Below are 14,988 nucleotides of genomic sequence, written 5' to 3' on the forward strand. Positions count from 1 at the left end.
AGATTTAAAATATCTCCTTTTAAAGATTAATCTTTAATAATGTTTATCGATACGCTTGATCCAGCATATTTGCTGTTTCCAGCATATGAACTGCCGACAGAATATTGACTTGAATCCAAATCTGCAACTGAAATTATAGCTTGGCCTTCCTTATTTGTTTTTACAACAGTTTTTTCACCATTTAAATTAAAGGCGATGTTTGCACCTTTGATAGCGTTACCTGTTTCAGCGTTGATTAAGGTAGACACCAATTCTTCAGTTTGTTTCTTATATACTGTGAAAAGGCAAGTTGATATCTTATTTTCCACCACATTTAGTTTTGCGGTTGATTTGAGATATTTGTTGTTTCCACCATAGGAGAAAGCCGCAGAAAAAGTTTTTAAATCTGTATCATTGAGTGATAACTTAACTTGTCCCAGTTTATCAGTTTTCAAAGCAGTCTTTACACCCTGGAAATTGATTACAACAGTAGCTCCTTTAATAGCATTACCTGTTTCAGCGTTGATTAAAGTAGCGACTAGTTCATTGGTTTCATCGTCATAATATGAGTAAATGCATGTAGATATTTTATTTATGACAACTTCTGAACTTAGGGAATATGGATTATACTTTGCATTACCATTGTAAGAGACAATGACAGTGTATGTTCCTGGAGTCAAATTGGAAATGGATATTTTGGCTTGACCGCTGGCATTAGTTTTTACTGTGTATTTTTGGCCATTGAGGGTAAATCTTATATTAGCTCCCTTAATAGGCTGACCAGTAAAATCATTGGTCAATGTGGCAATCAATTCATTATCATCATAAACCGCTGAGATGTTAGTATCCGCTTTAACTGTAAAATCAATACTTGCATCTGATGCACCATAGTTATAATTACCTTCATAAGAAGCAATTGCAGTGTAGTTACCCGGAGCAAAGTCTTTTGTTGAAAGTTTAGCCTGACCTGCAAAATTAGTTTCGGCTATGAAACTCTCATCACCAACATCGAACACAACATCGGCATCGGCAATTACATCACCCTCTTCATCAGTTAAAGTAGCTACCAGCATGCCATTTGCATTGTAATAGGCAGCTATGAGATAAGTGTCTTGTTTTTCAGGCGCCTCATCAACTGTATAAACCTTTATAGAACAAACTTTATCTTTATCAGATGCATTAACCCATTTGCCATCAACAACATATTGTGAGAATCCTTTTATATAATGTTGTCTTGAACCTATCATAGTTGGAACTGAATTTGATTTAATTTTAACGGCAAATATATCCCCTTCCATAATAGGAATGTATGAATCCAATTGAATTGTATGGAATCCGAAAAATGGGGAAACACCACTCTGATTGAGTTTTAAAACATCATTGACATAAATTTCAACACAATATTCCACATCAGAATCATCGAAGTAAGTTCCAACACCTGCAATATAATCATCTTCAACGGCTACAAATATGTTTGCATATTCCTTTACAGAATCATTAAACTCAAGATAACCGCCAATGTCATATTGATAATTTTTATTGTAATCAACAGTATTCTCAAGTATAAATCCAAGAGAAACCAATTCAGTTGAAAAAGTCTGGTCATAATATGAGATATAATAATAACCCTCGTCTCCAGAACTTTCACCCCAACTGTTTTTAATTATCCATGCTCCATCACCAGGAGGTGTGATTAAAAAGTTTTTTGCAGAATATGAATCGTCCCAGCCAACTAATGTAACAGCATGATCTAGAGATAAATTTTTATTGCAATATTGTGATGAAGTTTTCTCATTTAAATAAGGAGTTTCTTGAGCAGCATAATATGTAACAGCTAAAGCACCGTATTTTAAAAGTGCTTCTTTTAAAGGAATATTGTCAGTTACATTTTTACGAATAGGTATTAAAACCACATCTTGAAAATGAATACTGTCTTCCGCGACAATAATCGGTGAAGTTTTTCCAAGTTGGTCATAATCATCATAATCAGATGAAAACACACCAAACCAGCTTAAAGCATATGCAGCTCCTGCCAAAACGGGTCCTCCTTCTACCATTCTTGTTGATCCATATTTGGAATACTGTAATGAAAGGTCCTGCATGTTATTTTCAGAAATATCTATTTCAAGTCCCAAATATCTCAATACAGCAGATTCTATGGCCCCAGTAGTTCCAAATGCCCAACATGAACCCATATAGCCTTGATCTGCGACAGGAGAGACCCATCCCCAGTCACGCAAGTCAAATTTTGAAGGAAGTGAAGTCACATCAATTGTATTGTTGATTAAACTCAATTCCATTCCTGTAGCATTGATTATTGTTTCATAGTTTGTATTATTCAAACTGACAGAACCAATGCCACTATAGACGTTATTTTTTAAAAAAGCATAACCCATATCAAATTCAGAGAAAATATCATCATAACTTTCATTTGCATTGAAATTATTGTTAAAAAAACTGTTTACAACATAATAATTTGAATCATATAGGTAGATTGCACCGCCGATTTTAGCATAGCTATTGGTTAATGTGGAATTTATAAAATTAAAGCCACCCATATCACAAAATATTGTACCGCCATAAGTGCTTCTATCAGTGCCGTCATACTGTACCCAATTTTCATCAAATACTGAATTCATAAGTTGAAGTGTAGCATAAGAAGAATAAATTGCGCCCCCGTCAAATAATGCTGAGTTATTTGTGAAATTACAGTTATCCACAAAAAGACGACTGCCATATTGCATTATGGCTCCACCAAATTCAGAATAGGAATCAACAAACAGAGAATTATTAATCAACACTGTTTTATTATAATCCGGATCATTTATATCTACAAGTATTACCCCACCATTTTTCTCGGAAGTGACGTTTATAAAAATACAATTATCAATAAAACATTCATCTGCCTTTTTTACTGCGATAGCCCCTGCACTAAAAACAGCATGCAAGTTAATGAATTTGGAATTTTCAATTCTTGCTGTTTTACCACTGTAAACTGCAGTGGAATACTTTGAAGTAGTATTTGCAAATGTTGAGTTGAAAACATATATGGAAGAATTTTGATAGTCATAAATAAATCCCCAAGACAACTCTTTTGAGCTCATCATCAATGCATTATTGATGATTGCATTGGAATTGTACAGGGATATGACTCCCATATCAGTTGTTGTTGAATCCAAGAATTTATCATCATTACTAAAATAATACCCCCTTGAAAAAACTATACCATACCTTGCAGTATTGTTCTCAAAAGTCACATTGTTTGTTGTTACTTCACTGCCGGCCATAATGTTTAAAGCACTACCTACTCCAGAGTTAGCATTTACAAAAATAAGGTCATTTATAGTCACGTTATTTCCAGAAATTGTAAAAATTCCAGATTGGTTATTTCCATCAATTGTATAACCGTTACCATTGATAACAAAATTATTCTTTGAAATAACAACTGAATTTTCTTCATCGGTTTCATCATCGAATATGTAATCCCTTTCAACTTCAAAAACATCACCAGAATTACGAATATCGTTCATCAAATCCGTGAAAGAACCCGCATCATCAGTTAAATAAACATTTTTCTCCCCTATTTCTAAAGTGCAGTTATCCGCATCAAGAACACTATCTTCAGAAATCGTATCAGATGCGCTAACCGCTCCAATAGATAAAATAGCTAATATTAAAAAAACTATTAAAATTAACTTAAATTTCATATTATCACTATATTAAACATTAATCTTGATAATATATAATGATTTCAAAAGTATACAATTCTATATACATACTTTTTATTTAACAGGCTTTTGGAAAAAAACAGATAGTTTAAATATAATCTTATTATTTCTAATTAAAATTCAATTGGGCGTAAGTGCAATGTTAATGAACGAACAAACAAAACTAGATAAAAATCACTATAGGATTTTTGCTTTGAGCGGGGCAGGCGGGGTATTTGATTTCTATGATTTGGTTCTATTTACATTTCTAATATCACAACTTCAAAGCAGCTTGAATATCAATGCAGAATACATATTCCTGGCTTCCGACATATCTTGAACAGGAGCGTGGTCTTGCATTAATCAGCACCACATTCGGAATAATTACAATAAAAGTGGGGATTTTATAGGTTATATAAGCTTCGGTTTTGTTGGCGAAAAGCTTGGAAGGCGCCTTGCATTTGCAACTTACAGTTTGTTTGGATTTGGGTATTCCCTGAAACAAAAGGGACAATAATTAATGAATTAGATTAATGTTAATAAGTAATTAAATACTTATTAATTTTTATTTATTTAAAAAAAGTTAATATTCTCTGCAATAGCTGATTTCATTAATTATCTTTTGCAAATATTTTTTCTTTAAAACAAGTTCACGCTTATTGGCCAATTTGCCACTATTTGGTTGGCTGACCATTTCAGATAGTCTTGAAGCTCCGAGATACTTTGTATCACCTTCCCTCAATCTGTGGGCTTCACCATTGTCAATGGCCTTTTTGATATAGTAATAATCCTTAAAGAGAATGTCAAAATCATTGCTCAGGTAATAAATTTCCAAATCCGTTATTATCCCATTTTCATCAAACCAGATTATAAAAAGAATTTCCTTTTTAAACAACTCGGAAAATGAAATCAGATTAAAATAATCCAAATCTGCTAGTTTGAACTTTGATGATGGGTATTTTCTACCGCAACGTTTTGTAAAATAGCCTAATGGCACTAAAATAAAATCAGAGGATTCATCTAAATCCATTTCATTGATATTTTTACCAATCAGTTCTTTAAATGAATCCATATTATCTAAATTTAATCTTTGTCAAGTGCTGGAATACCAGTGATTCTCAATCCACCGTAATGGGATTTGTATTTGATGTTCAATCCGATTAATAGTGGTGTGATTTTTTCGATGATTCTTGCTTTTTCAAGAATTCCTGTATCTATTGTTTTTATTCCAGGTATTTTGTCGATGATTTCTGCAGCGATTTCTTTGGCTTCCTTGTCATCACCTGCAATCAAACAGTCACAGTCGATTTCTTCTGGAATGTTTGCAAGGTGTGAGTTTGAGATGTTACAGAATGCGCAGATTACCTTTGCGCCGGTTCCTTCCAATATTGCTGCTGTTCTTTCTGCTGCTGATCCTTCCATGAGGTCAACGAATCTGAATGGCTTTCCACCGATAGCTGTTTCCAATGGTACAGTTGCATCTAAAACGATTTTGTCTGTACAGAATTCTTTGATTCCTTCAAGTGTTGGTTTCTGTGCTGCTAGTGGTACTGTGAGGATTAAGAGGTCTCCTTCTTTTGCTGCATCCTCATTTGCCATACCCTTCATATTAGATAAGTCGTAATCTGCTAATTCTTCTTTAGCTTTTGCAACTACATCTAATGCTTTTTCTTCTTTTCTAGATCCGACAATGACTTCAACACCTGCGATAGCTAATCTTTCAGCGATACCTAATCCCTGCGGACCTGTTCCACCGATTACACTTACAATCATTTTATCACCTATTTTTTATCATAGAGCAAACCGCCGACGAATATCAAATATTCAGGCAGTTTTCCATCTTTTGCATAAAGGATTTTATGACCAAAAAGATCTTCAATTGTCTTATCAACATATGCTCCTAAAGACTCAAGAGAATATCTCATCTTGAACGGCATTTTGCATGGCATGCCGAATTGCCTTGTACATCTCATGCACAGGTTACATTTTCCCAAATACAAACCTATTGAATCCTCATTTTCAAGAGCATAAATATCATTCATAAATTTGACTTTCATGCGCTCAAATCTTTTTAAAATGAACTCCAATTCTTTATCTTCAAATGTATGAGCCAATTCCTCTTCAGAAAAGTCAATTTTAAAAGCAATAATCTTGAGTTTATTATATGAATTCCATACTTCGTCAACATCGAATTCAAATGGAGGATAATTCCAGTTATACCCCAACATTTCCTGCTCTTCAATGCAAAGTTTTGAAACCTCTTCAAAATCAACATAATTTTTATAGTATTCTTCAACGTCAACATCAATTGAGAGTTTTTTAATCTCTGACATAATTTATTATTTATAAAAAGATTATTATAAATATTTCTAATTATTTTAAAAAAAATTTTAAATTATTTAAAATAATCCCTATGTTTGTTCAAATAGTAATTGATATATACATATCCGATTACAGAACCGGTTGCCATTCCACAAACAAGACCGGAATAAAGGCCAACAAGACCAAAACCTAAGACAAATGCAAACAATCCTCCAAACAACACTTCCATTATAAATGACCTCAATATTGTTAAAGATAAAGCCATAGTTCCCTTTCCCATGGCCTGGAAAATATTTCCTGCAAGAACCCCAAAAGGCATCAGCAATATAAAGAAGCATAATATCCGTAGCGCTTCGACAATATTCGAAGCCAAAACGGAGCTGTCAGCTGAATATGTAAATATGAATGATAACGGACCTGCAAAAATAAAGAAAAATGAGGAAATGACAATTGATGAAACCAAACCTAATTTAACACCATAATTTAGAGCTGTTTTTAAGTTTACAAGATTACGTGCTCCATAAGCCGCACCACCCACCGTAAGGGCTGCAACACCAACACCAATAATAGGAGACATTCCAATTGAAACCAATCTCCAGGTCGCTGTATATGCAGCAACGGCAAGGGTTCCGCCTAAAATTGTAATCCAATAATTGAACAATATGGATACGAAGGAAATGATAAACTGTTCCAAACTTGCAGGAATTCCGACTACAAGTATATCCTTATAAATCTGTAAATCTCTTTTATATTCACTCATCTTGATTTTCAAAAAGCTATCCTTTTTAATGAACATCCAATAAACCATTGGAGATGCCGCAAGAGCTCCTGCAAGAACTGTTGCAAATGCAGCTCCTCCCACTCCCCAACCGAGAACGTAAATGAAAATCGGATCCAAAATTATGTTTATGAAAGCTGTTAACATCAAAGGATAAGATGCACGCTTCACCTCACCCTGCGCTCTGAAAATAGCCGCCATCATTGCCGGCAAGAAAACGGAAAATATTCCTCCGATTACAATGTTACCATACATCAATGTTTCTGAAAGCACTTCACCGGCACCCATTATTACTAATAACTGTTTTAAAATGAGCAATATCAGAATAGTTGAGATGACTGTAACGACAATACTAAGTACAATGGAATGAATTGCACTGTTTCCGGCATTTTCATATTCTTCAGCACCGATATATCTTGCAATCAGGCTGTTTGCACCTGCACCCAAACCATTTGCAAAACCGACAAGCGCCAAAAATACTGGTGTTACAAATCCGACAGCCGCAAGAGGGTTTGGACCCAGTCCTGATACCCAAATACCATCAATGATATTATTAAGCATCATAAATATGTAGCTTATGATGATAGGCAAAGCCAACTTATTAATTGCTTTTTTTGGGTGGTTTACAATAAGGTCAATATCTTCTGTCTTGTTTTCCCCCATAACTCACCTTACCAAATGTTGCCCTGGATTTAAAAAGTCATCTAAAAATTCCAAATAATCATTATCAACGGCCAGTTTATCGATAGCTATGAATTCATGAGTATCAATTATGTTCTTTTTGAGGTTTTTTCCAACTTTTATTAATCCAATATGCTCCTGTGTAAAGATATGCTTTATCAGATCACATGCATAGGCAAATTCCCTTTTTTGCGTGTGAACTAAAAAGTCCCCTTGAACATATATGTTTTCACGACCATATTTATTTGCAAAATTCTCACAGGCCTGATTAATAAATACCTTTGGCCCCACATTAATTTTAATGTCATTTAATTTTGATGAAGCCATTTCAAGTAAAATCACTGCATCAGATTCTTCATCACTCCAATAGTCCGCTTTAAAAACATTGAATTCCTCATCGTTCAACTTTCTTTCAAGAGCTTCTGTTGTTTTTCTAAGTTGCGGATGAAGGGTATCTAGTGGAATATCCGGAATATCAAAACGAATGATTATTATATCCCCATTTCGTTTATCAAATTCGTTAATTAGTTCCTCTTTATTTAATGATCGCTTCAATGGGTAAAAATAATCTTTTTTATTGTCGGATGATAGGTAATTTCTTGCTGATTGGATGAATTCACCCATTTTATCTAGCCTTAATGCCGCACCAACATTCCTATTCATATCTGTTGGGTCTATAACTATTAACGGATCATTAAATAGCTTTGAAGTACCGTAATTTTCCAAATCAATACTGTATCCGAAATTCCATTTTGTTGCTGCTTTCAAGGTTTCTTCAAAGCTGCCATAATGAATTATGAGCAGTTCGCATAAATATCCCGCAAATCCTCCGACCTTAAATTCGGAGCCATATGTTCCTGTCATTTGCATGAACTTCTTTAAAAGCAAGACTTCATCTTCCTGACCCTCAGATAAATTGGCCTTGACATAGCGGGTGTGCAGGATTGTCCTGTCCACCGCTGATTTTAGCTGACTTCCATCTTCTATTTCATAGCATGGAACCATATCAACTTCATATCCATCAATGATGCTTGTAACATATGGGTGTGATGCAAAATGATGTGAAGCTTTACCATCAAACTCGTCACTGCACTTATGGGCCAGATATAATCCTTTTTCCTTCAGATATTTTTTATCGGTATCAAGCGGGAAAGCCATAAAAATGTCAATATCGAATTTGCCTTTAAGTGCTGTATTTTTAGCAACTGAACCAACTAAAGCCATATGTGCATCAATACCCTCTTCAATACAAGTCTCGTTTAAAAAATTAATTAATCTGGATGAAACTTCATTGATTTTTTCCTTCTCTTCTGTAGTAGGTTTGATATCATTCAAAATAGCTTTATAGTCCATATAATCACAATTCAAATATGTTAATGTCATCATATATTGGTCCGGATGGTTTTAATGTAGATTTTTTAAGAATGATTTTATCCACTTCCATCTCACCAATTTCAACATCACCAAACTCTTCAATTGCAGCTTTAACCTTATTTTTATTCTTTGCTGATTTCATACGTCCAATTGTTAAGTGTGATGAGAATTTCTTATCTGCCTCAAATCCTAATTTTTTGAATTCAACATCCAATTTATCATGCAAATCCTTTAATGTGCCTTCCTCTTCAAGGCCAATCCAAATGACCTTGATGTGATTGCTGTTTGGAAAAGCACCGCAACCCTTAATTTTGATTTTGAAAGAATCGAATTGGGATACGACCTCAGATATTTTTTTGCTAAGCAAATCAATTCCCTCAATGTCAATATCTCCAAAAAACTTTAAGGTCAAGTGGAGATTGGCCAAATCAACATATCTTATATTTGCGTCAATCTGTTTAAATTCCTTGATGACTTTATTTATTTTAGGTTTTAAATCATCATCAATATCAATTGCAAGAAAAGCTCTGATTTCAGGCATTTAATCTCCTCACTGTTCGATAATTGTTTCATCAATAGCTATTCCAAAGTGGCGGGCATTTGATTCAATGTATACTTTTACCCTGTCACCTGCTTTCACGTCAGCTACTGATAAAGGTTCATCGTTTTCATCGACTATTCTAATGGTTTCTGCATTTTGAAGTAAAGTGCGTATGGTTTGACCTTCATATTCCGCTTCGATTAAAATCAATGGCCTTCTTTCAATTTTACTTCTACCGACATATGCAGTTCTTGTCTCACCTTTAGTATTTACAATCAGTACTTCATCTCCTGCAACAAGTTCTGACAGATATCTTGTTTTATTGCCAGGAACCATCACATATGCTTGAACAGGACCTGCATTTACCCTGAATGGACGGGATGCCACATATTCGCTTTCAAGTGATTCTGAATGTACTAAAAACATTGATTTTGAATATGAACCAATGAGCATACCTTCACCAGGACTCATCATGTCTGTCGTATCAACGCATACCCTGTCTCCTGAACCCAATGGTTTAACGTTAGTAACTGTTGCTACTTTTAATTCATATTTCACTTGTGATGCTTTTACAACTTCTTCAGCTATTTTTTTAGTGTTGTTAAAGTTATTGGCTTCAAATATGATTCCATCAGTACCATGTTCCAAGGTTTCAAGCGCAACACGTGCACCGTCAAGGTCTTTGACAGCTGCAATAATGCCAACATCTTCTTTTTGCAAATCAGCAATGATGTTTTCAAGTGGAATGATTGTCCAATCTGTTCCAACAAGGATAATATAATCTACAATAGAACCTAATTTTACTGCTAATTGTTCATGAGCTTTATCAGTAATTTTAATATATGCACAAACAGTTTTTCCTTCGCTTTTAGCCTTTTTTGCATTTGCAATATCTACTGAATCAGTGAAGTCATCTTTCAGGTCTAGAAATCCATCCCCTTCACCGTTTATTCCTACAAGATATATGTCAGCATCATCACTATTTGCAATAATCTTTACATTACCAAGTTTTCTGATTTGTTCTATATCGTCTAAATCCAGAACATGGTCAATACCTGATTCCAATGCGGTGGTTATCATTTCCTTTTTATCTTCCCACAATTCATCAGGAGTGCTTATCCAAGCGAATTTATTCTGCATCAAATCACCCTATTTCAAGAATTTCATTGCTTCTTCCACTTCCAAGTCATGGTGAACGACTTCAGCAATTGCCCTTGTAATTTTTCCCGGATTTTCAGCCTGGAACAAATTACGTCCAAATGCAACTCCAGCACCGCCGACTTCAAGTGAATCCTTAACCATGTTCAACAGGTCTTCATCAGTATCTACTTTAGGGCCGCCTGCAATTACGACAGGTACAATAGCTCCTTCCACAACTTCTCTAAATGAATCTGGGTCTCCGGTATAATTGGTTTTTACAATATCCACACCAAGTTCTGATCCGACACGTGCTGCATGTTTAACAAATTCCACATCATGTTCGTTTTCCACCTTTTGGCCTCTTGGGTACATCATTGCTAAAAGAGGCATTCCCCAGTAGTCACAGGTTTCAGCTATTGCTCCCAATTCCTGCAACATTTGACTTTCGGTTTCGCTTCCAAGGTTTACATGAATAGATACTGCATCTGCACCAAGCTGAATTGCTTTTTCAACGCTTGTTACAGTCACTTTATCATTTGGGTCCGGTGCAAGAGAAGTACTTGCTGACAAGTGAACAATCAAACCTATGTCATCACCGTAACCACGGTGACCTTGTTTTACAATACCCTTATGCATAAGAATAGCATCTGCTCCACCTTGGGAAATCTCTTCAACAGTTTCATCCATATCAATAATTCCCGGAATAGGGCCGCTTGATACACCATGGTCCATCGGTGCAATAACGGTTCTACCGGTATTTCTGTTAATGATTCTTTCTAAACGAATCCTTTTACCTATCATTATATTAACCTCATTAAAACTTATGAATTATATTTTTCTTAATCAAGGTATATAATATTAATTGTACAAAAATGGACAAATATTTAAAAAACATAAATTAAAAATCTTAAAATAATTAAAAGTTCATATTAAAAAATAAACAATTTATTATAATTAATATCAAAACATATTTATTTAAAGAATAATACTTGATTTTTTTAAAAATATTATATAAATCATTTTAAATCCATGTTTTGATTAAAAAAATAATTTAATGAAATCATTTTAAAGTTTAAACCTAAAATAAAATATAAATAAATTATTAATGTGTTCAAATTACTTTTTATTAAAATCGAATAATAAACAATAGCTTTAATGCAATTATTTTTTAAGTGATGGAGTCCACAAGTCAAATTCCTTGATTAAAGGAGGAATTCCAGAATCATGGTAAGTTTCAAGATACCCCTCTTCACAGATTATCTCTTCCCCGCTGCCACTAGCTGAATTGAAAAATTCCAAAAGACCACGATTTCGAATTACAGTGTGTTTAGGTTTAAATGTGGAAGACCAAATGTAGAACACCTTAAAAACAGTATCAGGATGATATCCACCACCCAAATCAATTGCAAGCACGTCACAGGATTGAATAATTTCAAATGTTTCGGCCAAAACCTCATGCAAACGCACATCACCAGAAATGAACTTCACATAATCCAATTTAACCATTTCATCAACCGCTTCAGGAGAATTATCAAGGGCTATTATGTCACATCCTTTAGGAAGCAGTTTGGTTGTACCTCCAACATGACACCCCAGCTCTATAACTGTATCCTGTGAATTTACCAAATCCATTAAATCTCTGCGATAATTTTCAATATCATAGCTAAGTTTAATCATAAACGATACCAATGTTGTTAAGTTTATCTATATGCAAGTCTTTAATGTCTAACTTTTTGAATGCTTCTTCATCATATGCAAATGCAAATGCGGTATTTCCAAGCATTGCCATGGAACTACCTAAAATATTACTCGAAGAATTAAAATAATCAATTAGATCTTCAACCTCCCCAGACATCAAATTTACGTCATGTGAAAATCTATTTGAAAAAGATAAAAAATTCTCTAATGTCGGTTCTCTTTGAAATAACTCAAGATATTTCAAGCCCGCGTCGGAAATTACCCTTTTGAAATGATTGTCATTAATAATGTCCGACGTTTCAATTTCACCAAATGTCTTATAAGCAATATAAACATCATGTTCAAATGATTTGATCTCACCAATCCCCGGAGCTCCCGGATGAGTCCTTAAGACCAAACCTCTGCCTGTTTGTGCAATTACATCGCCAAGACCAGATCCCAAATTGATTTCCGCCCTATGGGCAATTTGTCCGCATAACTCCTTTGAATATCCAAGATCTAGAAATTCATTGATGGCCAAAGATAAGCTTAATGCAGATGCAGCCGAAGTTCCAAAACCGGCACCAATCGGAAGGGAAATGTCCTGAGTGATTTTAAAATCAGCATCCACTTCCAAAATGTCCAAAACTTCATTGATTACAGTATCATCACCCTGATTAACCTCAATGGTTAGTTTATCTGCGGTAGATATTGTCGTTTTAACACCCTTAGAAAGAAGAAAACCAGCGCCACATGACCCATTTTTTAAACTGATTTCATGGTTTTCAATATTGAAAAAACCGGTAACATGGCCTGGAACAAAAACCGAATTACTCATAGTAATATTTTTATTTTCAATTTAATTAAAACTTTTGACTTAGTTTTAAAAATTAATCATTTATCCATAAGTTAACTTTATCTTTTGCTTCATATACATTTGCACCGGGAATTGAAATGCCCTTTTTGATTTCAGCACCTGAACATAATCTGTCCAAATCATTTAGGCTCTTTCCAAAGCCGGAACCCTCATGAGTGACAAAAGGCTTTACGGTTTTACCAGTGAAATCTAATTTTTCAAGCTGTGTCCACATCGGCATCGGCAGTGTTCCCCACCAATTCGGAAATCCAATATAAATAGTTTCATAATCTGAAATATCATCCAATGACTCTTTAATTTCAGGCCTTGCATCGTCTTCAAGTTCCTTTTTAGCTACATCAATGCATTTCATATAATCTTCAGGATAATCAACTTCAGATTCCACTTTGAATAAATCTGCAGATGTGAATTCTTGAATATACTCAGCTATTACTTCTGTGTTTCCCTTTTCAATGTTTTTAAGTTCACCACCAAAGTAATTTTCTCCGCTTCTTGAAAAATAAATTACTAAACTTGACATAAGAATTACCTCAATTATTAATTATTTAAAGAAAATTAAATATATAAATGTTGTTGATTACAACAATTGAATTGAAAAATAAAAAAAAGAATAAAAAAATAACTAAATCTATTCTTTAATAGATCTAGCTAATTGCGCACCTTTTTCAAATGCTTCAGCTAAAACATCCTCATCAGGTACGAATAAAACATCCATAGTATCAGTTACAGTAAAACCTGCTTTTTCAAGGTCATCCTGGAGTTTTTTAACTGCTCCTCCACCCCATCCTTTGGATGAGAATATCAAAGCGTTTTTCTCACTGCCTGTTCCCTTGAAGTTGACACAGTCAAGCCAGTACATCATGTTACCGATTCTTGGAAATGCCTTGTTCATCATGGTAGGAGCACCAAGAGCAATAGCTTTTGAGTCAAGAATATCTGTAATCACATCATCCGGTCCGTCTTCCTGCATGAAGTACATTACAACTTCAACACCTTCACTCATTATTCCTTCAGCAATTTGGAAAGCCAATTTTTCAGTTGAATGGTGCATGGTATCATAAATTACTGTAATTTTATCTTTACATACTCCTGATCCCCATTCTGTGTATTTTTCTACAATTGGTGCAGGGTTTTTCCAGATTTGACCGTGACATGGTGCAATCATTTTAATATCATTAATCAAACCTGTATCGGTTAACTCCTGTAATTTCATCCTGAGCATTGGAGAACCTAATGTTACAAGGTTTGCATAATATTTTTGAGCTTCCCTCAACAGGTATTCAACATCATAATCTTCATCAAATCTTTTAGATTTAGCTACATGCTGACCGAATGCATCATTTGAAAATAAGATGCCCTCTTCAGCGAGCAATGTGAACATGCTGTCAGGCCAGTGAAGCATCGGTGCAGATACGAACTTTAAGGTTCTGCCACCAATATCCAATTCGTCCCCGGTTTGGACAGCATTAATTTCTAAATCAGAAAAGTTATGATATTGAGCCTCTAGGAATTTGATACAATTAGCAGAAGCATATATTTCTGCATTAGGATTATATTTAACAATAGTTTCTCTTAAGAATGTTGAATGGTCCATTTCAGAGTGGTTTTGAACAAAAACATCAATTTTAAATTCTTTTCCTTCTTGTTCGAAAGCATCTTTTACTCTTGCATCGAACTGCTCGAACATTCCTCTGTAAACATTATCAATCAATACAGTTTTTTCTTCACCAAATACTAAATAAGCATTATATGTGGTTCCTGGAATTCCATATCCATGAAAAGTTCTACTATTCCAATGAATTACGCCAACCCAGTATACACCGTCAGCCATCTTTACTGCTTTTGCTTTCATTTTTATAACCTCAACTTAATTTAAGTTATATAAATTTATATTCTAGCTAATATATAAAAT

The 14,988-nt window shown here is 34.4% G+C and carries 14 protein-coding genes; 1 reads left to right on the top strand and 13 read right to left on the bottom strand.

What is annotated here, in order from left to right:
- Window positions 1–26: 26 nt before the first annotated feature.
- A complete protein-coding gene (locus IJI93_RS07095) occupies window positions 27–3,686 on the bottom strand; it encodes a C1 family peptidase (protein WP_292821622.1) in 3,660 nt (1,219 codons plus the stop codon).
- A 166-nt stretch (window positions 3,687–3,852) separates the two neighbouring features.
- Between IJI93_RS07095 and IJI93_RS07100 the strand changes: the two genes are divergently transcribed.
- On the top strand, window positions 3,853–4,026 hold the full coding sequence (locus IJI93_RS07100) for a hypothetical protein (RefSeq protein WP_292821623.1): 174 nt from the start codon (window positions 3,853–3,855) through the stop codon (window positions 4,024–4,026).
- A gap of 243 nt (window positions 4,027–4,269) precedes the next feature.
- On the opposite strand, the gene IJI93_RS07105 is transcribed toward IJI93_RS07100, so the two are convergent.
- The 12 genes from IJI93_RS07105 to IJI93_RS07160 form a co-directional block, all read right to left on the bottom strand.
- The gene (locus tag IJI93_RS07105; RefSeq protein ID WP_292821624.1) at window positions 4,270–4,758 is read right to left on the bottom strand and encodes a hypothetical protein; all 489 of its coding nucleotides are present in this window, start codon (window positions 4,756–4,758) and stop codon (window positions 4,270–4,272) included.
- A gap of 11 nt (window positions 4,759–4,769) precedes the next feature.
- Window positions 4,770–5,459: an NADPH-dependent F420 reductase gene (gene npdG, locus IJI93_RS07110; RefSeq protein ID WP_292821625.1), complete on the bottom strand. Its 690-nt coding sequence runs from the start codon at window positions 5,457–5,459 to the stop codon at window positions 4,770–4,772.
- 8 nt (window positions 5,460–5,467) lie between these two features.
- Window positions 5,468–6,019 (bottom strand): DUF2284 domain-containing protein, encoded by a 552-nt coding sequence (locus IJI93_RS07115; protein ID WP_292821627.1) that lies wholly within the window; start codon window positions 6,017–6,019, stop codon window positions 5,468–5,470.
- 62 nt (window positions 6,020–6,081) lie between these two features.
- Window positions 6,082–7,449, bottom strand: a complete 1,368-nt coding sequence (locus IJI93_RS07120) for an MATE family efflux transporter (protein WP_292821629.1) — start codon at window positions 7,447–7,449, stop codon at window positions 6,082–6,084.
- A 3-nt stretch (window positions 7,450–7,452) separates the two neighbouring features.
- On the bottom strand, window positions 7,453–8,820 hold the full coding sequence (gene cca / locus IJI93_RS07125; protein ID WP_292821630.1) for a CCA tRNA nucleotidyltransferase: 1,368 nt from the start codon (window positions 8,818–8,820) through the stop codon (window positions 7,453–7,455).
- A 4-nt stretch (window positions 8,821–8,824) separates the two neighbouring features.
- Complete coding sequence (gene thpR, locus IJI93_RS07130; protein WP_292821632.1) at window positions 8,825–9,382, bottom strand: RNA 2',3'-cyclic phosphodiesterase; 558 nt, start codon at window positions 9,380–9,382, stop codon at window positions 8,825–8,827.
- Window positions 9,383–9,391: 9 nt separating this feature from the next.
- A complete protein-coding gene (locus IJI93_RS07135; protein ID WP_292821634.1) occupies window positions 9,392–10,522 on the bottom strand; it encodes a 3-dehydroquinate synthase II in 1,131 nt (376 codons plus the stop codon).
- A gap of 9 nt (window positions 10,523–10,531) precedes the next feature.
- The gene (locus tag IJI93_RS07140) at window positions 10,532–11,326 is read right to left on the bottom strand and encodes a 2-amino-3,7-dideoxy-D-threo-hept-6-ulosonate synthase (protein WP_292821698.1); all 795 of its coding nucleotides are present in this window, start codon (window positions 11,324–11,326) and stop codon (window positions 10,532–10,534) included.
- 357 nt (window positions 11,327–11,683) lie between these two features.
- Window positions 11,684–12,199, bottom strand: a complete 516-nt coding sequence (locus tag IJI93_RS07145) for a class I SAM-dependent methyltransferase (RefSeq protein WP_292821636.1) — start codon at window positions 12,197–12,199, stop codon at window positions 11,684–11,686.
- Complete coding sequence (locus IJI93_RS07150) at window positions 12,192–13,037, bottom strand: pantoate kinase (RefSeq protein WP_292821638.1); 846 nt, start codon at window positions 13,035–13,037, stop codon at window positions 12,192–12,194. Before IJI93_RS07150 ends, IJI93_RS07145 begins: the two co-directional genes overlap by 8 nt.
- Before the next feature lie 52 nt (window positions 13,038–13,089).
- Entirely contained in the window at window positions 13,090–13,596 is a 507-nt protein-coding gene (locus IJI93_RS07155) for a flavodoxin (RefSeq protein ID WP_292821639.1), read from the bottom strand.
- Between the two features lie 108 nt (window positions 13,597–13,704).
- Window positions 13,705–14,928 (bottom strand): FprA family A-type flavoprotein, encoded by a 1,224-nt coding sequence (locus IJI93_RS07160; RefSeq protein WP_292821640.1) that lies wholly within the window; start codon window positions 14,926–14,928, stop codon window positions 13,705–13,707.
- Window positions 14,929–14,988 lie beyond the last annotated feature (60 nt).

This window comes from Methanobrevibacter sp. (assembly GCF_017431965.1).
GTDB lineage: Archaea > Methanobacteriota > Methanobacteria > Methanobacteriales > Methanobacteriaceae > Methanocatella.

Coding starts and splice junctions, on each gene's coding strand:
- IJI93_RS07145 (WP_292821636.1), bottom strand. CDS start 12,199: ATGATTAAACTTAGCTATGATATTGAAAATTATCGCAGAGATTTAATG.
- IJI93_RS07115 (WP_292821627.1), bottom strand. CDS start 6,019: ATGTCAGAGATTAAAAAACTCTCAATTGATGTTGACGTTGAAGAATAC.
- IJI93_RS07120 (WP_292821629.1), bottom strand. CDS start 7,449: ATGGGGGAAAACAAGACAGAAGATATTGACCTTATTGTAAACCACCCA.
- IJI93_RS07155 (WP_292821639.1), bottom strand. CDS start 13,596: ATGTCAAGTTTAGTAATTTATTTTTCAAGAAGCGGAGAAAATTACTTT.
- cca (WP_292821630.1), bottom strand. CDS start 8,820: ATGGACTATAAAGCTATTTTGAATGATATCAAACCTACTACAGAAGAG.
- IJI93_RS07100 (WP_292821623.1), top strand. CDS start 3,853: ATGAACGAACAAACAAAACTAGATAAAAATCACTATAGGATTTTTGCT.
- IJI93_RS07095 (WP_292821622.1), bottom strand. CDS start 3,686: ATGAAATTTAAGTTAATTTTAATAGTTTTTTTAATATTAGCTATTTTA.
- thpR (WP_292821632.1), bottom strand. CDS start 9,382: ATGCCTGAAATCAGAGCTTTTCTTGCAATTGATATTGATGATGATTTA.
- npdG (WP_292821625.1), bottom strand. CDS start 5,459: ATGATTGTAAGTGTAATCGGTGGAACAGGTCCGCAGGGATTAGGTATC.
- IJI93_RS07135 (WP_292821634.1), bottom strand. CDS start 10,522: ATGCAGAATAAATTCGCTTGGATAAGCACTCCTGATGAATTGTGGGAA.
- IJI93_RS07160 (WP_292821640.1), bottom strand. CDS start 14,928: ATGAAAGCAAAAGCAGTAAAGATGGCTGACGGTGTATACTGGGTTGGC.
- IJI93_RS07150 (WP_292821638.1), bottom strand. CDS start 13,037: ATGAGTAATTCGGTTTTTGTTCCAGGCCATGTTACCGGTTTTTTCAAT.
- IJI93_RS07105 (WP_292821624.1), bottom strand. CDS start 4,758: ATGGATTCATTTAAAGAACTGATTGGTAAAAATATCAATGAAATGGAT.